Raw genomic sequence first — 19,298 nt, forward strand, 5'->3', positions numbered from 1 at the left:
GGCGGGGCGGGTGCGCCCGGTGGTGTCGGCCGGTGCCGGGGCCGGCGGGGAATAGGTGCGCCGAGGGGGGTGTTCAGACGCACGTAGTTGAAATCTGAACGATCTGGAGGGCGAGCACCATGCAGTTCGGGATCTTCACCGTCGGCGACGTCACCGTGGATCCGACCACCGGCCGGGCCCCGACCGAGCACGAGCGGATCAAGGCGACGGTGGCCATCGCCCTGAAGGCCGAGGAGGTCGGCCTCGACGTCTTCGCGACCGGCGAGCACCACAACCCGCCGTTCGTACCGTCCTCGCCCACCACCCTGCTCGGCCACATCGCGGCCCGCACCGAGCGGCTGCTCCTCTCCACCTCGACCACGCTGATCACCACCAACGACCCGGTGAAGATCGCCGAGGACTACGCCACCCTCCAGCACCTCGCCGACGGCCGCGTCGACCTCATGCTCGGCCGCGGCAACACCGGCCCCGTCTACCCGTGGTTCGGCCAGGACATCCGGCAGGGCATCCCGCTGGCGGTCGAGAACTACGCCCTCCTCCACAAGCTCTGGCGCGAGGAGACCGTCGACTGGCAGGGCCGCTTCCGCACCCCGCTCCAGGGCTTCACGGCCACGCCCCGTCCGCTCGACGGCGTCCCGCCGTTCGTCTGGCACGGCTCGATCCGGTCGCCCGAGATCGCCGAGCAGGCCGCGTACTACGGCGACGGCTTCTTCGCCAACCACATCTTCTGGCCCAAGGAGCACTTCCAGAAGCTCGTCGACCTCTACCGCACCCGCTACGCGCACTACGGCCACGGCACCCCCGAGCAGGCGATCGTCGGCCTCGGCGGGCAGCTCTTCATGCGCCGCAACTCCCAGGACGCCGTCCGCGAGTTCCGCCCGTACTTCGACAACGCGCCCGTCTACGGCCACGGGCCGTCCCTGGAGGAGTTCACCGAGCAGACCCCGCTCACCGTCGGCAGCCCGCAGGAGGTCATCGAGAAGACCCTCACCTTCCGCGAGACCTTCGGCGACTACCAGCGGCAGCTCTTCCTCGTCGACCACGCCGGCCTGCCGCTGAAGACCGTCCTGGAGCAGCTCGACCTGCTCGGCGAGGAGGTCGTGCCCGTGCTGCGCAAGGAGTTCGCGCGCAACCGTCCGGTCGCCGTCCCCGACGCGCCGACCCACGCGTCGCTGCTCGCCCACCGCACCGCCGTCGAACAGGAGGCCGTCAAGTGACACCGTCCGTACGCAGGCTGGTCGCCGTCTCCGCAGGCGTCTCGCAGCCATCCTCCACCCGGCTGCTCGCCGACCGGCTGGCCGGCGAGGTGGCCGGGAGGGCGGGCGACCGCACCACGGTCGAGGTGATCGAGCTGCGCGACCTGGCCACCGAGATCGCACACAACCTCGTCACCGGGTTCGCCGGGCCGAAGCTGCGGGCGGCCCTCGACGCGGTCGCGGCGGCGGACGGCCTGATCGCCGTCACGCCGATCTTCAGCGCCTCCTACAGCGGCCTCTTCAAGTCGTTCTTCGACGTCCTCGACCGCGACGCGCTCACCGGCACCCCGGTGCTGATCGCCGCGACCGGCGGCACCGCCCGCCACTCCCTCGCGCTGGAGCACGCCGTACGTCCGCTCTTCGCCTACCTGCGGGCCGCCGTCGTCCCGACCGCCGTCTTCGCGGCCTCGGAGGACTGGGGCCCGGGCGGGGACGCGGAAGGACTGGGGCCGCGGATCTCCCGCGCCGCGGGCGAGCTCGCCGACGCGCTGGCGGGCCGCCCGGCCCGCGGGCGGGGCGAGCCGGAGCTGGTGCCGTTCGCCGAGCAGCTGGCGGCACTGAACGCGGCCTGACCGCCCTCGGGCGGCGGGCGGCACGGAACGGCGGGCGGCGGAGCCGGTGGGGGCTCCGCCGCCCGCCTCTGCCGTGTCCGCCGTCCGCCGGCGGCCGTACGGTGAGCGCCGCCGCCCGCCCGCGGCCGTACGGGTCAGCGCCGCGGGCCGTTCGGGTACCGGCGGTTGGTCCGCATCGAGGTGCGGATCTCGGCGGCCATCCGGGCCACCGTCTCGGCGGACGAGCGGCGGCCGTCGGTGAGGTCCTCGTCCCGCATGTGGAACTCGGTCCGGCTCGGCCGGCACCACATGCAGTTGGCGTCCTGGTCGAGCAGCCAGCCGTCTTCGCAGCGCAGCGACACCTCGCAGCCGGGTGCGCCGACGAGCTGCATCGCGATGTCGTCGGCGCGCTCCAGGAGCTCGGGTGCGGGCAGGTGGGCGAAGCCGCCGAACCACCGCCGTTCGATCCGCTCGCGCAGCTGATCGGCGGTCCGGACGCGCAGCTGCCCCGCGATCACGGTCCGCACGGTGTGCGGGACGCCGCCGCGCCGGGAGAGGGCGTACCGCAGGGGCCGCGGGTAGGCCTCGGTCACCCATCCGACGGGATCCTGGCCCTGGGACATGTAGGGAATCGCCACCACCGCTCTCCTCGTGGTCGGTCCCAGCCTATGACGCGGGTCCGACGATCCGGGCGGCTTCGGGGGGCGCGCGGGCGGGCTCCGGAGCACCCGGGCGGAGCGGCGGCCGACGGGCGGCGCGCGGGGCAGCCCTGGCGGCGGACGTGTTGTCTGGATATATTCAGTCCTGGAAAGTCTGAATGAATTCATCCGCAAGGAGGCCGGTGGCATGGTGGACCAGGTGAGCGGCCCGCGCGAGGTTCGCGCGGCACGCGGCACGAAGCTGACCGCGCAGGGCTGGCAGCAGGAGGCCGCCCTGCGGATGCTCATGAACAACCTCGACCCCGAGGTCGCCGAGCACCCCTCCAAGCTCGTCGTCTACGGCGGCACCGGCAAGGCCGCCCGCGACTGGCGCTCGTACGACGCCATGGTCCGCACCCTGCAGACGCTCAAGCAGGACGAGACCATGCTCGTGCAGTCCGGCCGGCCGGTCGGCGTGATGCAGACCCACGAGTGGGCGCCGCGCGTGCTCATCGCCAACTCCAACCTCGTCGGCGACTGGGCGAACTGGGAGGAGTTCCGCCGGCTGGAGTCCCTCGGCCTCACCATGTACGGCCAGATGACCGCCGGCTCCTGGATCTACATCGGCACCCAGGGCATCCTCCAGGGCACCTACGAGACCTTCGCCGCCGTCGCGGAGAAGAAGTTCCGGGGCACCCTCGCCGGCACGATCACCCTCACCGCGGGCCTCGGCGGCATGGGCGGTGCCCAGCCGCTCGCCGTCACGATGAACGGCGGCGTCGCGATCTGCATCGACTGCGACCCCTCCCGGATCTCCCGCCGGATCGAGCACCGCTACCTGGACGTCGAGGCGAAGGACCTCGCCCACGCCCTCGAACTCGCCACCGCCGCACGGGACAGGAAGCAGCCGCTCTCCGTCGGCCTGCTCGGCAACGCCGCCGAGCTCGTCCCGCAGCTGCTCGCCATGGACGCCCCGATCGACATCGTCACCGACCAGACCAGCGCCCACGACCCGCTCTCCTACCTCCCCGTCGGCGTCGCCTTCGAGGACATGGCGTCGTACGCGGCCGAGAAGCCCGCCGAGTTCACCGAGCGCTCCCGCGAGTCGATGGCCCGTCACGTCGAGGCGATGGTCGGCTTCCAGGACCGCGGCGCCGAGGTCTTCGACTACGGCAACTCCATCCGCGGCGAGGCCCGGCTCGCCGGCTACGACCGGGCGTTCGCCTTCCCCGGCTTCGTCCCGGCGTACATCCGCCCGCTGTTCTGCGAGGGCAAGGGCCCGTTCCGCTGGGCCGCGCTCTCCGGCGACCCGCAGGACATCGCCAAGACCGACAGGGCCGTGCTCGACCTCTTCCCGGAGAACGAGTCGCTGCACCGCTGGATCAAGCTGGCCCAGGAGAAGGTGCACTTCCAGGGCCTGCCCGCCCGCATCTGCTGGCTCGGCTACGGCGAGCGCGACAAGGCCGGCGAGCGCTTCAACGACATGGTCGCCTCCGGCGAACTCGCCGCGCCGATCGTCATCGGCCGCGACCACCTCGACTGCGGCTCCGTGGCCTCCCCGTACCGCGAGACCGAGGCCATGCTCGACGGCTCCGACGCCATCGCCGACTGGCCGCTGCTCAACGCCATGGTCAACGTCGCCTCCGGCGCCTCCTGGGTCTCCATCCACCACGGCGGCGGCGTCGGCATCGGCCGCTCCCTCCACGCCGGACAGGTCACCGTCGCCGACGGCACCGCGCTGGCCGGCGAGAAGATCCGCCGGGTGCTCACCAACGACCCCGGCATGGGCGTCGTCCGGCACGTCGACGCCGGCTACGACCGCGCCACCGAGGTCGCCGCCGAGCGCGGTGTGCGCGTCCCGATGGGTGAGTCGTGACCTTCGAAGCGATGTGGGCGGAGCTGCTCCCCGTGGGCCGCTCCGCCGCCTCCGGCGGCTACCGCCGCTTCGCCTGGACGGCCGCCGACGCGGAGTGCCGCGCGTGGTTCCGCGAGCAGGCCGAGCGGCGCGGCCTCGCGTACGAGACCGACCGCAACGGCAACCAGTGGGCCTGGCTCGGCGACCCGCAGGCCGGCGACGCCGTCGTCACGGGCTCGCACCTCGACTCCGTCCCGGACGGCGGTGCCTTCGACGGCCCGCTCGGCGTGGTCTCCGCCTTCGCCGCCCTCGACGAACTCCGCTCCCGCGGGGTGGAGTTCACCCGCCCGCTGGCGATCGTCAACTTCGGCGACGAGGAGGGCGCCCGCTTCGGCGTCGCCTGCATCGGCTCCCGGCTCACCGCCGGCGTGCTGACGCCCGAGCAGGCGTACGCGCTGCGCGACGCCGACGGCACCCGGCTGCCCGACGCCATGGAGAAGGCCGGCCACGACCCGGCCGCGATCGGCACCGACCACGAACGCCTCGGCCGCATCGGCGCGTTCGTCGAACTGCACGTCGAGCAGGGCCGCTTCCTCACCGAGCGGCAGCCCGTCGGCGTCGCCTCCGCGATCTGGCCGCACGGCCGCTGGCGGTTCGACTTCCACGGCGAGGCCAACCACGCGGGCACCACCCGCATCGAGGACCGCCGCGACCCGATGCTCACCTACGCCACCACCGTGCTCGCGGCCCGCAAGAAGGCCCGGCTCGCGGGGGCGCTCGCCACCTTCGGCAAGGTCGCGGTCGAGCCCAACGGCACCAACGCCGTCGCCTCCCTGGTGCGCGGCTGGCTCGACTCCCGGGCCGCCGACGAGGCCACCCTGGAACGCGTCGTCGAGGAGGTCCGGCAGGCCGCGGCCGAGCGCGGCGGGCGCGACGGCGTCCGGGTCGAGCTCACCCGCGAGTCGTACACGCCGGTCGTCGACTTCGACGGCCCGCTGCGCGACCGGCTCGCCCGCACCCTCGGCGGGGTGCCCGTGCTGCCGACCGGCGCGGGACACGACGCCGGGATCCTCGCATCGGCCGTCCCGACCGCCATGCTGTTCGTGCGGAACCCGACCGGGATCTCGCACTCCCCGGCCGAGCACGCCGAGGCGGCGGACTGCCTGGCGGGCGTGACCGCCCTCGCCGACGTACTGGAGGACCTCGCATGTCAGGGCTGACGTACTGGGCGGAGCACGCCTGGCTGCCGCACGCGAACGGCCCGGTGGTCGAGCGCGACGTGCTCGTCACCGTCGGACCGGGCGGCCGGATCGCCCACGTCGCCCCCGACAGCGGGCCCTGCCCGCCCGGCGCCGTCCGCCTCGGCGGCCTGCTGCTGCCGGGCCGGGCCAACGCCCACTCGCACGCCTTCCACCGGGCGCTGCGCGGCACCGTCCAGGTCGGCTCCGGCACCTTCTGGACCTGGCGCGACACCATGTACCGCTTCGCCGGGGCCCTCGACCCGGACAGCTACCTCGCGCTCGCCACCGCCGTGTACGCGGAGATGGCCCTCGCCGGCATCACCGCCGTCGGCGAGTTCCACTACCTGCACCACGCCCCCGGCGGCGCCCGCTACACGGACCCCAACGCGATGGGCCACGCCCTCGTCGAGGCCGCGGCCCGCGCCGGCATCCGCATCACCCTGCTCGACACCTGCTACCTCTCCGCCGGCTTCGGCGCCGACCTCACCAAGCCGCAGCTGCGGTTCGGCGACGGCGACGCCGACGCGTGGGCCGCCCGCGCCGAGGCCCTCAAGGACACCGGCCACGCCCGGATCGGCGCGGCCGTGCACTCGGTGCGCGCCGTGCCCGCCGACCAGCTCGGCACGGTCGCGCACTGGGCCGCCATGCGCAGGGCCCCGCTGCACGTGCACCTCTCCGAGCAGACCGCCGAGAACGACGCCTGCCTCACCGCGCACGGCGTCACCCCGACCCGGCTGCTCGCCGACCGCGGGGTGCTCGGCCCGCGCACCTCCGCGGTGCACGCCACCCACCTCACCGACGAGGACGTCCGGCTGCTCGGCGACTCCTCGACGACCGTCTGCATGTGCCCCACGACCGAACGCGACCTCGCCGACGGCATCGGCCCGGCCCGCCGTCTCGCGAGCTCCGGCTGCCCGATCAGCCTCGGCAGCGACAGCCACGCGGTGATCGACCCGTTCGAGGAGGCCCGCGCGCTGGAGCTGAACGAGCGGCTGCGTGCCCGCACCCGCGGCCACTGGACGGCCCACGCCCTGCTGCGCGCCGGCGGCGAGGACGGCCACGCCTCGCTCGGCTGGCCCGAGGCGGGCCGGATCGAGGCCGGGGCGCTGGCCGACTTCACCGCCGTCGCCCTCGACACCGTCCGCACCGCCGGCCCCGGCCCGCAGCTCGGCGCGGAGACCGCGGTCTTCGCGGCGTCCGCGGCCGACGTCCGGCACGTGGTGGTCGGCGGCCGGCACATCGTGCGGGACGGCGAGCACCAGCTCGTCCCGGACGTCGCGACGGCCCTCCGCACCACGATCGCCGCCCTCGGCGCGTAGCGCTCCCGCGGCGAAGGGCCCCGCGGCCCGGAGCCACCGCCGACCAGAGCTCCCCCGGGGAGCGGAAGGACACCCGTGAGCACCCTCATCACCGGCATCGGCAGCCTCGTCACCAACGACCCCGCGCACGGCCCCGGCCCGCTCGGCGTGCTCGCCGGCGCGGCCGTCGTCGTCGACGGCGGACGGATCGCCTGGGTCGGCCCGGCCGCCGCCGCGCCGCCGGCCGACGACCGCGTCGACGCGGCGGGCCGGGCGGTGCTGCCGGGCTTCGTCGACTCGCACGCCCACCTGGTCTTCGCGGGCGACCGCACCGCGGAGTTCAACGCCCGGATGTCCGGCCGGGCCTACACCGCCGGGGGCATCCGGACCACCGTCGCCGCGACCCGGGCCGCCACCGACGCCGAACTCGACGCCAACCTCGCCCGGTTCGTCGGCGAGGCGCTGCGGCAGGGCACCACCACGATCGAGTGCAAGTCCGGCTACGGCCTGACCGTCGACGACGAGGCGCGGGCCCTGCGGATCGCCGCCGCGCACACCCCCGAGACGACGTACCTCGGCGCGCACGTCGTCGCCCCCGAGTACGCGGACGACCCGGCCGGGTACGTCGACCTCGTCACCGGCCCGATGCTGGACGCCTGCGCCCCGCACGCCCGCTGGGTGGACGTCTTCTGCGAGCGCGGCGCCTTCGACGGCGACCAGGCCCGCGCCGTGCTCACCGCCGGCGCGGCCCGCGGCCTGGTGCCGAGGGTGCACGCCAACCAGCTGGGCCACGGTCCGGGCGTGCAGCTCGCGGTGGAGCTCGGCGCGGCCTCCGCCGACCACTGCACCCACCTGACCGACGCGGACGTCGCGGCGCTCGCCGGCTCGGAGACGGTCGCCACCCTGCTGCCCGGCGCGGAGTTCTCCACCCGGGCGCCCTACCCGGACGCCCGCCGGCTGCTCGACGCGGGCGCCGCCGTCGCGCTCTCCACCGACTGCAACCCCGGCTCCAGCTTCACCAGCTCGATGGCCTTCTGCATCGCCGTCGCCGTCCGCGAGATGGGCATGACGCCGGACGAGGCCGTCCACGCGGCGACCGCCGTCGGGGCCCGCGCCCTGCGGCGCACCGACGTGGGCCGGGTCGCGGTGGGGGCCCGGGCCGACCTGCTGCTGCTGGACGCGCCCTCCCACGTGCACCTCGCCTACCGGCCGGGCGTGCCGCTGACGGCCGCGGTGTGGCGGGCGGGCGTCCGCGAGGTCTGACGGCCGGGAACGCCCTCGCGGGAAGCGCACGCGCCCGGGAAGTGCGCCGGGCAGAGGAAGAGGGAGGGCGCGGTCCGCGCCCTCCCTCGCTGCTCTGCCGGGTTGTGCCCGGGTGGTGTCCCCAGTCTTCCGGGCGCCGTTCGCTGCCCGCTACCGCCGGTCGGCGGGTCCGCGGGCACCCGGGCCCCCGCCGGTCGGCGGGGTGCGCGGACGCGGCGGCCCGCACGGGATCGCCGTGCCGGGCCGCCGCGCCGCCGCGGGGGCGGCCGGGGGCCGGGCCCGGCGCCCCGGCGGCGGACGACCTTCCTGCGGTACATCGCGAGCGCGAGGCCGGCCACGATCGCGGCGAGGCCCTGGACGGCGAAGTACCAGGTGCTGCCGGTGGCGTCGCCCAGCACCAGCTGGACGAGCGCGGCCACGCAGTCGCCGGCGGTGACGGCGAGGAACCAGACGCCCATCATCTGGCTGGCGTACTTCGCCGGGGCCAGCTTGGTGGTGACGGAGAGGCCGACCGGGGAGAGGGTCAGCTCGCCGACGGTCTGGACGAGGTAGACCATCGCCAGCCACAGCGGGGTGACCTTCGCGCCGCCGGAGGCCGCGGCCATCGCCAGCATCATGACGAGGAACGAGGCGCCGATCATCAGCAGGCCGAAGGCGAACTTCATCGTGGTGCTGGGGTTCTTGGCGCGGCGCGAGAGCGCCACCCAGAGCCAGGCGAAGACAGGGGCCAGCGCCATGATGTAGAGCGGGTTCAGCGACTGGAACCAGCTGGACGGGAACGCGAAGCCGAACAGCGTGGAGGCGGTGCTGTCGTCGGCGAAGACGCTCAGCGTCGAGCCGGACTGGTCGTAGATCATCCAGAACACGGCGGCGGCCACGAAGAACCAGATGTAGCCGCTCATCCGGGACTGCTCGGCGGCGTCGAGGTCCTTGTCGCGCTTCACCCGGGCGAAGACGAAGACCGGGATGGCGATGCCCGCGATCGACAGCGGCCAGATCGCCCAGTCGATGGTGAAGCGGCCGCTCAGCACGACGACGGTGTAGAAGACCGCCGCGACGGCCAGCCACAGGCCCGCCTTGCGGAACGCCGCGCGCTTCTCGGCGGCGGGCATCGGGGAGCTGACCACGTCGCTGGTGGCGGAGAGGTGGCGGGTGCCGAGCAGGAACTGGCCGAGGCCCAGCGCCATGCCGACGCCGGCGAGGGCGAAGCCCAGGTGCCAGTCGACGCTCTGGCCGACGGTGCCGATGACCAGCGGGGCGGCGAAGGCACCGAGGTTGATGCCCATGTAGAAGATGGTGAAGCCGCCGTCGCGACGGGGGTCGTTCGGGCCGTCGTACAGGTGGCCGACCATCGTCGAGATGTTGGCCTTGAGCAGGCCGGAACCGAGCGCGATGAAGCCGAGGCCGGCGAAGAACGAGGCGGTCGCCGGTACGGCCAGCGCGAAGTGGCCGATCATGATGATCACGCCGCCGAGGGCCACGGTCTTCCGGGCGCCGAGGAAGCGGTCCGCGATCCAGCCGCCGGGCAGTGCCAGCAGGTAGACCATCGCGTTGTAGACGCTGTACACCGCCGTCGCCACGGCGATCTTCATGCCCAGGCCGCCCTCGGTGGTGGCGGCCGTCATGTAGAGCACCAGCAGGGCGCGCATGCCGTAGAAGCTGAAGCGCTCCCACATCTCGGTCATGAAGAGGGTGGCGAGCCCGCGGGGGTGCCCGAGGAAGGTCTTGCCACGGGGAGGTGCCGGCCGTGCGCCGGCGTCCAGGGTGGTAGTCGCCATGTGTGGTGGGTTCCTTGCCTGACTTCGTCCGCCTCGTGGGTGTCGGCGGACGGGGACCGGACCACTGTACGGGGAAGAGAACATGACATGAGCTGACAAATGTGGCGTTGTCCGTCATGTCCGAGTGATGCTTCTCCCAGCTCTAGCATGTCATTCCATGGCTTTTCAGTAAAATCTCCTTCGTTTTAAAGATCGAAGTTCAAGATCTCCGGTCGTGGCCTCCATGTGGTCATCTCGTCGCGGGCATGACACTCCCCGGTTCGCCGGTGACCCGCTGTGAAGTAGTTCACAGCCTCGGTGATCATCCGCGGCGGACTACCATCACCCCATGACCTGTGTGCTGCTGGCCGAGGACGACCCGGCAATCTCCGAACCGCTGGCCCGCGCCCTCCGACGCGAGGGATACGAGGTGCTCGTCCGCGAGGACGGGCCGGCCGCGCTGGCGGCGGGCCTGACGGAGGAGGTCGACCTCGTCGTCCTCGACCTCGGCCTCCCGGAGATGGACGGGCTGGAGGTCTGCCGCCGGCTGCGCGCCGACGGCCGCAGCTGCCCCGTCCTCGTGCTCACCGCCCGCGCCGACGAGGTCGACACCGTGGTGGGCCTCGACGCCGGTGCCGACGACTACGTCACCAAGCCCTTCCGCCTCGCCGAGCTGCTCGCCCGCGTCCGGGCGCTGCTCCGCCGCGGCAACGTCGACCAGCTCACCACCGGGGCGCACGGCGTCAAGATCGACATCGAGTCGCACCGCGCCTGGCTCGGCGAGGACGAGCTCACGCTCTCCGCGAAGGAGTTCGAGCTGCTGCGCGTGCTGGTGCGCGACGCCGGCCGGGTCGTCACCCGCGAGGAGATCATGCGCCAGGTCTGGGACACCACCTGGTGGACCTCCACCAAGACCCTCGACATGCACATCTCGTGGCTGCGCAAGAAGCTCGGCGACGACGCCGCCAACCCGCGGTACATCGCCACCGTGCGCGGTGTCGGCTTCCGCTTCGAGAAGAACTGACCGAAGGCGTCCCCCGGCGTGAAGCGCAGAATGATCAACTCGCTGCTGGGCGTCGTCCTGGTGGTGGTCGTGGTGTTCTGCGTCCCGCTCGCGCTGATCGAGAAGCAGAGCATCGTCAGCGCCGCCGAGGGCCGGACCGACGCCGCGGCCGTCCGGGTCCTCGGCCTGGTCGAGAGCCGGCTGGCCGCCGGCGAGCCGGTGACCGGGGAGAAGTTCGCCGCCCAGGTCAGCCCCGGCTCGTACGTCACCGTCGACATCCCCGGCCAGCAGCTGATCACCGTCGGCACCCCCGTCGACGGGCCCGCGATCGGCGCCACCGAGAAGGGCACCAGCGGCGAGACCGTCAGCGTGCAGCAGTCCCGCAAGGACGTCGACCACGAGATCGGCAACATGCTGCTGCTGCTCGGGGTCGTCGCACTGCTCGCCGTCCAGGCCGCGGTGGCACTCGCCGTCTGGCAGGCCAAGCGCCTCGCCCGGCCGCTCACCGAACTCGCCGAGACCGCCGAACGCCTCGGCTCCGGCGACCCCCGCCCGCGCGACCGCCGCTACGGCGTGCCCGAGCTCGACCGGATCGCCGAGGTGCTGGACGTCAGCGCGGTGCGCATCGCCCGGATGCTCACCGCCGAGCGCCGGCTCGCCGCCGACGCCTCCCACCAGCTCCGCACCCCGCTCACCGCACTGTCGATGCGGCTGGAGGAGATCACCGCGCTCGCCGAGGAGCCCGGCACCGTCAAGGAGGAGGCCACGATCGCCCTCCAGCAGGTCGAACGGCTCACCGACGTCGTCCAGCGGCTGCTCACCAACCAGCGCGACCCCACCAGCCCGACCGCCGTGCCCTTCGACCTCGACGAGGTCATCAAGCAGCAGGTCGAGGAGTGGAGCGCCCCGCTGCGCGCCGACGGCCGGCACCTGCACCTCGAAGGGCTGCGCGGGGCCAGGGTGCTCGGCACCCCCGGCACGGTGGCGCAGGTGCTCGCGACCCTCATCGAGAACTCGCTCATGCACGGCGGCGGCGACATCACGGTGCGGGTCCGCCGCACCGGCTCCTCGGTCGTCACCGAGGTGCAGGACGAGGGCGCCGGCGTGCCCCCGGAGCTCGGCAACCGGGTCTTCGAACGCGCGGTCAGCGGCCGCAACTCCACCGGCATCGGCCTGGCGGTCGCCCGCGACCTCGCCGAGGCCGACGGTGCACGGCTCGAACTGCTGTCGCTCCGGCCCCCGGTGTTCGCGCTCTTCCTCGGCGGCGGCCGGACGGACGGGTAGAGCGCCGGAGGCGGGGGAGGGGACCGGGGAGGGGCGCCCCTGCTTCACGTACTGCGGCTACTTCACGTACTGAGGCTCCTCGGCCGCCAGCATCAGTTCGGCCTCGGCCTCGGCCACCACCGCGGGCGCGGGCACGGCCACCGGCTCCGGCACGGCCTTGAACACCCAGGTACGGTAGGAGACGAAGCGGAAGACCGTGCCCCCGGCCAGGCCCGCCAGCTTGGCGGCGATCTGCTCCAGGTGCGTGTCCAGCCCGAGCACGTACACCGAGACGGCCAGCACGCCGGTCTCGATCAGCATGCCGGCGCCGCTGAAGACCAGGAACAGCGTGATCTCCCGCCGGCGGGAGGCCGCGTCGCGGTCCTTGTAGAGCCAGTAGCGGTAGCCGAGGTAGTTGGTGGCGATGGCCACCAGGGTCGCCGCGATGTTCGACCGCAGCGAGGCCAGGCCGAAGCCGTTGATGCAGATCCAGAAGACGACGAAGTTGACGGCGAAACCGCCCAGCCCCACCACGCCGAACCGGATCACCTCGGCCGAGATGCCGTCGAGCCGCTGCAAAAGCGACGACGGGGTCGCGGAGGTCTTGGTCATCCGGGTGTCTCCTGAGTGACGTACGGGCGGACGGCAGGTGCCCGCGCGGGCGCAGCGCGAACGGGCGCCTCGTGTACGCACATGCACGGCTAAGGCACCGGCAACCCAGGCTACTCGGTCTCCATGAGGCGATCGGCGCCCGGTCCCGGGGCCTCCGGCCCCCGGCCCTGCCGTGCACCGGCTCCCACCGGCCCGGATATCCTGGGCAGCGTGACTTTCGCGGGCAACGCAAAATTTCCAGTGGTGGGCGTGATCGGCGGCGGGCAGCTGGCACGCATGGCGCACCAGGCGGGCATCCCGCTCGGCATCCGTCTCAGGCTGCTGGCCGACACCCCCCAGGACTCCGCGGCCCAGGTGGTCTCCGACGTCGTCCTCGGTGACTACCGGGACCTGGAGACGCTGCGCCGCTTCGCCGCCGGCTGCGACGTGGTGACCTTCGACCACGAGCACGTCCCCACCGAGCACCTGCGCGCCCTGGAGGCCGACGGCATCGCCGTCCGCCCCGGGCCGGAGGCGCTGGTCAACGCCCAGGACAAGGGCGTCATGCGGGCGAAGCTCGACGGGATCGGCGTGCCCTGCCCGCGCCACCGGATCGTCGCCGACCCGGCCGACGTGACGGCGTTCGCCGCCGAGGGCGACGGCTACCCGGTGGTGCTGAAGACCGTCCGCGGCGGCTACGACGGCAAGGGCGTGTGGGTCGTCGGCGACGAGCAGGAGGCGCACGCGCCGTTCCTCGCCGGGGTGCCCGTGCTCGCCGAGGAGAAGGTCGACTTCCTGCGCGAACTCGCCGCGAACGTCGTGCGCTCGCCCAGCGGCCAGGCCGTGGCCTACCCGGTGGTGGAGAGCGTCCAGGAGAACGGCGTCTGCGCCGAGGTCACGGCGCCCGCGCCCAACCTCGACCCGGAGCTCGCGGCCGAGGCCCAGCAGCTCGCGCTGCGCATCGCCGGCGACCTCGGCATCACCGGCCACCTCGCGGTGGAGCTGTTCCAGACCCGCGACGGCCGCATCCTCGTCAACGAGCTGGCCATGCGGCCGCACAACTCCGGCCACTGGTCGCAGGACGGCGCGGTCACCTCGCAGTTCGAGAACCACCTGCGGGCCGTCCTCGACCTGCCGCTCGGCGACCCCCGTCCCCGCGCACCGTGGACGGTCATGGTCAACGTGCTCGGCGGGGACTACCCGGACATGTACCACGCCTTCCTGCACTGCATGGCCCGCGACCCGAGCCTGAAGATCCACATGTACGGGAAGGACGTCAAGCCCGGCCGCAAGGTCGGCCACGTCAACGTCGTCGGGGACGACCTCGACGACGTCCGCGAGCGCGCCCGCCACGCGGCCGCCTACCTGCGAGGAACGATCACCGAATGACCAACCCCGTTGTCGGCATCGTGATGGGCTCCGACTCCGACTGGCCCGTGATGGAGGCCGCCGCGCAGGCGCTCGACGAGTTCGAGGTCCCCTACGAGGTGGACGTCGTCTCCGCGCACCGCATGCCGCGCGAGATGATCGCGTACGGCGAGCAGGCGCACGCCCGCGGCCTGAAGTCGATCATCGCCGGTGCGGGCGGCGCCGCCCACCTGCCCGGCATGCTGGCCTCGGTCACCCCGCTGCCGGTCATCGGCGTCCCGGTGCCGCTGCGCTACCTCGACGGCATGGACAGCCTGATGTCGATCGTGCAGATGCCGGCCGGCGTGCCCGTGGCGACCGTCTCGGTCGCGGGCGCCCGCAACGCCGGCCTGCTGGCCGTCCGGATGCTGGCCGCGTTCGACACCGAGATCGCCGAGCGGATGGCCGAGTTCCAGGCCGAGCTGAACGCCCAGGCCACCGAGAAGGGCAAGAAGCTGCGCGCCAAGGTCGCCGGTGCGGCCTCCTTCGGCTTCGGCAACTAGGCGGCGCCCCGCGCGGGCCGCTGGTTACGGTGGCCCCATGACCCCTGAGCTGCTCGACCGTGCCCGCGCCGTCCTCCGCGAGACCCCGGTGGTCGACGGGCACAACGACCTCCCCTGGGCGATGCGCGCCCAGGCCGGCTACGACCTCGACGCGATCGACCTCGCGGCCGACCAGAGCGGCCGCCTGCACACCGACCTCGCCCGCCTGCGCGCGGGCGGGGTCGGCGCGCAGTTCTGGTCGGTGTACGTGCGCAGCGACTGGGCGGGCGACCACGCGGTCAGCGCGACCCTGGAGCAGATCGACTTCGTGCACGCGCTCACCGCGCGCTACCCGGACGTGCTGCGCCTCGCCCTGACCGCCGACGACATGGAGGCGGCCCGCGCCGAGGGCCGGATCGCCTCGCTGATGGGCGCCGAGGGCGGCCACTCCATCGACTCCTCGCTGGCCACCCTGCGGGCCCTGCACACCCTGGGCGTGCGGTACCTGACGCTCACCCACAACGACAACGTGCCGTGGGCGGACTCCGCCACCGACGAGCCCGCCGCGGGCGGCCTGACGGCCTTCGGCGAGGAGGTCGTGCGGGAGATGAACCGGCTCGGCATGCTCGTCGACCTCTCGCACGTCTCCGCCGACACCATGCGGGCCGCACTGCGCGTCTCGGAGGCGCCGGTCGTCTTCTCGCACTCCTCGGCGCGCGCCGTCTGCGACCACCCGCGCAACATCCCGGACGACGTCCTCGCGCAGCTGCCCGCCAACGGCGGCCTGGCGATGGCGACGTTCGTGCCGAAGTTCGTCCTGCCCGCGGCCATCGAGTGGACGCTCGCCGCGGACGGGAACATGCGCGCGCACGGCTTCCACCCGCTGGAGACCACCCCCGCGGCGATGGAGTGCCAGCGCGCGTACGAGGCCGGGCACCCCCGGCCGGTGGCGACCGCGGCGACCGTCGCCGACCACCTGGACCACATGCGCGAGGTCGCGGGCATCGACCACATCGGCATCGGCGGCGACTACGACGGCACCGCGTTCGTCCCGGCCGGCCTGGACGACGTCTCCGGATATCCGCACCTCATCGCCGAACTCCTCGGCCGGGCCTGGTCGGAGGCCGACGTCTCCAAGCTGGCCTGGCACAACGCGGTGCGGGTGCTGCGCGACGCGGAGGGGGTCGCCGCGCGCCTGCGGGCGGAGCGCCCGGCGTCGATCGCCACCCTCGCGGGCCTCGACGGCTGACGCCCGGCCTGCCCGGCGCCGGCGTGTCCGCGCGCCGGGCGCCCGCGGTCAGAGCCGCGGCAGCTCGATCGCCGGGCAGCGGTCCATGACCATGGCGAGCCCGGCGCCGGTGGTGCGGGCGTAGGCGGCCTCGTCGACGACGTCCAGCTGGAACCAGACGGCCCGGGCGCCCACCGCGACGGCCTGGTCGGCGACCTCGCCGGCCAGGCCGGAGTTGACGAAGACGTCGACCACGTCGACCGGGAACGGGATGTCGGCGAGCGTGGCGTAGCCCTGCTCGCCGAGCACGGACTCGGCCTTCGGGTGCACCGGCACCACCCGCTTGCCCGCCTGCTGCAGCACCCGGGCCACGCCGTACGCCGCCCGGGCGGTGTTGGTCGACAGGCCGACCACCGCCCAGGTGTCGCCCGTCTCCCGGAGGATCCTGCGGACCGTCGCGTCGTCTCCGTACGTCATGCCGGGGACAACAGGGCAGCGGGCGCGGTCATTCCGTGCCGGGCCGGCCCATGGCGCGGTACGTCCACCCGGCGGCCCGCCAGGCGGCGCGGTCGAGCACGTTGCGGCCGTCGATGATGCGGCGGTCGGCGACGAGTGCGCCGACCTCGGCGGGGTCGAGCTCGCGGAACTCCTGCCACTCCGTCAGGTGCAGCACCACGTGCGCCCCGACGACGGCCTCCAGGGCGGAGTCCGCGTAGGACAGGCCGGGGAACATCTTGCGGGCGTTGTCCACGGCCTTGGGGTCGTAGACGGTGACCTGGGCGCCCTGCAGCTGGATCTGCCCGGCGACGTTCAGGGCGGGGGAGTCGCGGATGTCGTCCGAGTTGGGCTTGAACGCGGCGCCCAGCACGGCGACCCGCCGGCCGAGGAAGCCGCCCCCGCACTGCTCGCGGGCCAGCTCCACCATGCGGGAGCGGCGGCGCATGTTGATGGAGTCGACCTCGCGCAGGAAGGTCAGCGCCTGGTCGGCGCCCAGCTCGCCGGCGCGCGCCATGAAGGCGCGGATGTCCTTGGGCAGACAGCCGCCGCCGAAGCCCAGCCCGGCGTTGAGGAACCTGCCGCCGATCCGCGGGTCGAAGGAGAGCGCCCGGGAGAGCTCCACGACGTCGGCGCCGGCCGACTCGCAGACCTCCGCCATCGCGTTGATGAAGGAGATCTTGGTGGCGAGGAAGGAGTTGGCGGCCGCCTTGACGAGCTCGGCGGTCGGGAAGTCGGTGACCACGAAGGGCACGCCCTCGGCGACCGGCGTGGCGTACACCTCCCGCAGCAGCTGCTCGGCGCGCTCGCTGCGCACGCCGACGACGAGCCGGTCGGGGTGCAGGGTGTCGCCGACGGCGTAGCCCTCGCGCAGGAACTCGGGGTTCCAGGCGAGTTCGGCCTGCGCGCCGACGGGGGCGAGCGCGGCGAGGCGCTCGGCGAGGCGGCTCGCGCTGCCGACCGGCACGGTGGACTTGCCGACGACCAGGGCGGGCCGGTGCAGGTGCACGGCGAGCGAGTCGAGCGCGCTGTCGACGTAGCTCATGTCGGCCGCGAACTCGCCCTTCTTCTGCGGGGTGTTGGTGCAGAGGAAGTGGACGTCGCCGAACTCGGCCACCTCCTCCCAGGAGGTGGTGAAGCGCAGCCGTCCGGTCGAGCCCTCGTGACCTGCCACGTGCTTGACGAGCAGGTCGGCCAGGCCGGGCTCGTACATGGGGACGCGGCCCGCGGCGAGCGACGCTATCTTCTCCGGGTCGATGTCCAGGCCGAGCACCTCGAAGCCGAGCTCCGCCATGCAGGCGGCGTGCGTCGCGCCGAGGTAGCCGGTGCCGATCACCGTGATGCGGAGGGCCACGTGCGTCCCCTTCAGTCGGTTTGCCGGCCGCCCCGGTCGGGTGGCTGTCGCAGGCACCGATGGTATCCGGGCCCGGAGGCCCTGCGAACCGGCGGATAACGGCCCGGTTGCCGATGGCGCGACCACTCCCGCCGGGGCGCGCCGGGCGGCAGAATGCGCCCATGGTGCCAGGGGAGCGCGAGGAAGCCGCGGCGGACCGCCCGGAGTCGCTGAGTCTGTTCGACCGCGCTCCCGGGGACGGGGCCCCGGAGGGGGACGCCGCCGGGGTGCCGGACGGCGGCGGGGGCGAGGTGCGCCGGAGGCGGCGCACCCGCCGGGTGCTGGTGTGGACGCTGGCCGTGCTGTTCGCCCTGGTGGCAGGCGGCACGGGGGCGGCGTACTGGACGGTGGACCACTACGCGTCGTCGGTGGACCGCATCCCGGGCGCCTTCCCCACGGCGCCCGCGGACCGGCAGCCGCAGGCGGTGCCCAACTCCGGCACGACCTTCCTGCTGGTCGGCCTGGACGCCCGCTCCGACGTGGCCACCACCGGCGCGGCCGCCGCGGCGCCCGCCTGGAAGGCCGGCGCGCAGCGCAGCGACACGATGATGCTGCTGCACATCTCCGCCGACCGGAAGAGCGCGGCGCTCGTCTCGATCGCCCGCGACACCTGGGTCGACGTGCCGGGCCACGGCAAGGCGAAGATCAACGCGGCGTACTCGTGGGGCGGCCCGGCGCTGATGGTGGAGACGGTGCAGAACCTCACCGGGGTGCGGATCGACCATGTCGCGGTGATCGACTGGAACGGCTTCCGCGCGCTGACGGACGCGGTCGGCGGGGTCGACATCACCATTCCGCGGACCATCGAGGGCCGGGGCGAGGCCCGGCAGTGGGATGCGGGCACCCACCACATGAGCGGCGAGCAGGCGCTGCTCTACGTGCGGGAGCGGTACGGCCTGCCCAACGGCGACCTCGACCGCAGCAAGCGCCAGCAGAACTTCCTCCGCGCCCTGATGATCCAGACCATGGACGCGGGCACCCTGGGGAACCCGGCCCGGCTGACCGGCCTGCTGAAGGCCGTCGGCGACGTGATGAGCGTGGACGACCGGCTGAGCAACACCGACCTGTACGACCTCGCCTGGAGCCTGCGCGGGCTGCGGCCGGACGGTGTGCGCTTCATGAACGCGCCGTTCGGCGGCTTCGACTCGATCGACGGGCAGTCGGTGGTGCTGCTCGACCGGGCGGCCGCGAAGACCCTCTGGGAGGCCGTCCGCACCGACCGGATGACCGCCTACCTGGCCGAGCACGGCACCACCAGCGACACCCTGGGCGAGAGCGTGAGCTGACCGGTGCGGCGTGGCACCCGGTGTCATGCATGTCACGGTGCGGGGAGCGCGGGTGACACGCCTAGAATGAGGACCAACACTGCTACTTAACAGTAACTAACAGGTCAAGGGGCGAGGCACATGGCTGGCAACTCCGAGGCGGATTTCGACCTCTTCCGGCTGAGCGAGGAGCACGACATGCTCCGGGACGCGATCCGTTCGCTGGCCGAGGCCAAGATCGCCCCGTACGCGGCCGAGGTCGACGAGCAGGGCCGTTTCCCGCAGGAGGCGCTCGACGCCCTGCAGGCCAAC

At 73.4% G+C, this 19,298-nt stretch carries 18 protein-coding genes; 13 read left to right on the plus strand and 5 right to left on the minus strand.

What is annotated here, in order from left to right:
* Positions 1 to 119: 119 nt before the first annotated feature.
* Both SNE206_RS11840 and SNE206_RS11845 read left to right on the plus strand, forming a co-directional pair.
* Positions 120 to 1,217, plus strand: a complete 1,098-nt coding sequence (locus SNE206_RS11840; protein ID WP_407913249.1) for an LLM class flavin-dependent oxidoreductase — start codon at positions 120 to 122, stop codon at positions 1,215 to 1,217.
* Positions 1,214 to 1,828: a CE1759 family FMN reductase gene (locus SNE206_RS11845; RefSeq protein WP_407913250.1), complete on the plus strand. Its 615-nt coding sequence runs from the start codon at positions 1,214 to 1,216 to the stop codon at positions 1,826 to 1,828. Before SNE206_RS11840 ends, SNE206_RS11845 begins: the two co-directional genes overlap by 4 nt.
* Before the next feature lie 134 nt (positions 1,829 to 1,962).
* On the opposite strand, the gene SNE206_RS11850 is transcribed toward SNE206_RS11845, so the two are convergent.
* Entirely contained in the window at positions 1,963 to 2,445 is a 483-nt protein-coding gene (locus SNE206_RS11850) for a hypothetical protein (RefSeq protein WP_407913251.1), read from the minus strand.
* A gap of 220 nt (positions 2,446 to 2,665) precedes the next feature.
* On the opposite strand from SNE206_RS11850, the gene hutU reads away from it, so the two are divergent.
* From hutU to hutI, 4 genes are all read left to right on the plus strand, one after another.
* Positions 2,666 to 4,321 (plus strand): urocanate hydratase, encoded by a 1,656-nt coding sequence (gene hutU, locus SNE206_RS11855; RefSeq protein ID WP_407913269.1) that lies wholly within the window; start codon positions 2,666 to 2,668, stop codon positions 4,319 to 4,321.
* 11 nt (positions 4,322 to 4,332) lie between these two features.
* Positions 4,333 to 5,520, plus strand: a complete 1,188-nt coding sequence (locus tag SNE206_RS11860) for an allantoate amidohydrolase (RefSeq protein ID WP_407913270.1) — start codon at positions 4,333 to 4,335, stop codon at positions 5,518 to 5,520.
* Positions 5,508 to 6,860, plus strand: a complete 1,353-nt coding sequence (locus tag SNE206_RS11865) for a formimidoylglutamate deiminase (RefSeq protein ID WP_407913252.1) — start codon at positions 5,508 to 5,510, stop codon at positions 6,858 to 6,860. The genes SNE206_RS11860 and SNE206_RS11865 overlap by 13 nt, the downstream gene beginning before the upstream one ends.
* 75 nt (positions 6,861 to 6,935) lie before the next feature.
* Positions 6,936 to 8,102: an imidazolonepropionase gene (gene hutI / locus SNE206_RS11870; RefSeq protein WP_407913253.1), complete on the plus strand. Its 1,167-nt coding sequence runs from the start codon at positions 6,936 to 6,938 to the stop codon at positions 8,100 to 8,102.
* On the opposite strand, the gene SNE206_RS11875 is transcribed toward hutI, so the two are convergent.
* Positions 8,042 to 9,880, minus strand: a complete 1,839-nt coding sequence (locus SNE206_RS11875) for an oligopeptide:H+ symporter (RefSeq protein WP_407913254.1) — start codon at positions 9,878 to 9,880, stop codon at positions 8,042 to 8,044. The two genes, hutI and SNE206_RS11875, sit on opposite strands and share 61 nt — an antisense overlap.
* A gap of 328 nt (positions 9,881 to 10,208) precedes the next feature.
* Between SNE206_RS11875 and SNE206_RS11880 the strand changes: the two genes are divergently transcribed.
* Complete coding sequence (locus tag SNE206_RS11880; protein WP_405013041.1) at positions 10,209 to 10,883, plus strand: response regulator transcription factor; 675 nt, start codon at positions 10,209 to 10,211, stop codon at positions 10,881 to 10,883.
* Between the two features lie 18 nt (positions 10,884 to 10,901).
* Entirely contained in the window at positions 10,902 to 12,146 is a 1,245-nt protein-coding gene (locus tag SNE206_RS11885; RefSeq protein ID WP_407913255.1) for an ATP-binding protein, read from the plus strand.
* A gap of 57 nt (positions 12,147 to 12,203) precedes the next feature.
* Here the strand turns inward: SNE206_RS11885 and SNE206_RS11890 are convergent, their stop codons facing one another.
* Positions 12,204 to 12,737, minus strand: coding sequence for a GtrA family protein (locus SNE206_RS11890; protein ID WP_407913256.1), 534 nt, complete (start codon positions 12,735 to 12,737; stop codon positions 12,204 to 12,206).
* Between the two features lie 123 nt (positions 12,738 to 12,860).
* Here SNE206_RS11890 and SNE206_RS11895 point away from each other — a divergent pair, with 123 nt between their 5' ends.
* Genes SNE206_RS11895 through SNE206_RS11905 form a run of 3 tightly spaced genes read left to right on the plus strand, consistent with a single transcriptional unit; the run spans position 12,861 to position 15,854 of the window.
* Entirely contained in the window at positions 12,861 to 14,105 is a 1,245-nt protein-coding gene (locus SNE206_RS11895; protein WP_407913257.1) for a 5-(carboxyamino)imidazole ribonucleotide synthase, read from the plus strand.
* Complete coding sequence (gene purE / locus SNE206_RS11900) at positions 14,102 to 14,626, plus strand: 5-(carboxyamino)imidazole ribonucleotide mutase (protein WP_407913258.1); 525 nt, start codon at positions 14,102 to 14,104, stop codon at positions 14,624 to 14,626. Before SNE206_RS11895 ends, purE begins: the two co-directional genes overlap by 4 nt.
* Before the next feature lie 37 nt (positions 14,627 to 14,663).
* Entirely contained in the window at positions 14,664 to 15,854 is a 1,191-nt protein-coding gene (locus SNE206_RS11905; RefSeq protein ID WP_407913259.1) for a dipeptidase, read from the plus strand.
* 48 nt (positions 15,855 to 15,902) lie between these two features.
* On the opposite strand, the gene SNE206_RS11910 is transcribed toward SNE206_RS11905, so the two are convergent.
* Together SNE206_RS11910 and SNE206_RS11915 are read right to left on the minus strand one after the other, a co-directional pair.
* Entirely contained in the window at positions 15,903 to 16,310 is a 408-nt protein-coding gene (locus SNE206_RS11910) for a CoA-binding protein (protein WP_407913260.1), read from the minus strand.
* A gap of 28 nt (positions 16,311 to 16,338) precedes the next feature.
* Entirely contained in the window at positions 16,339 to 17,682 is a 1,344-nt protein-coding gene (locus tag SNE206_RS11915; protein WP_407913261.1) for a UDP-glucose dehydrogenase family protein, read from the minus strand.
* 161 nt (positions 17,683 to 17,843) lie between these two features.
* Here SNE206_RS11915 and SNE206_RS11920 point away from each other — a divergent pair, with 161 nt between their 5' ends.
* Positions 17,844 to 19,007, plus strand: coding sequence for an LCP family protein (locus SNE206_RS11920; RefSeq protein ID WP_407913262.1), 1,164 nt, complete (start codon positions 17,844 to 17,846; stop codon positions 19,005 to 19,007).
* Positions 19,008 to 19,127: 120 nt separating this feature from the next.
* A partial coding sequence (locus tag SNE206_RS11925) for an acyl-CoA dehydrogenase family protein (protein WP_407913271.1) occupies positions 19,128 to 19,298 on the plus strand: 171 nt, incomplete at its 3' end.

Source organism: Kitasatospora sp. NE20-6 (genome assembly GCF_045862635.1).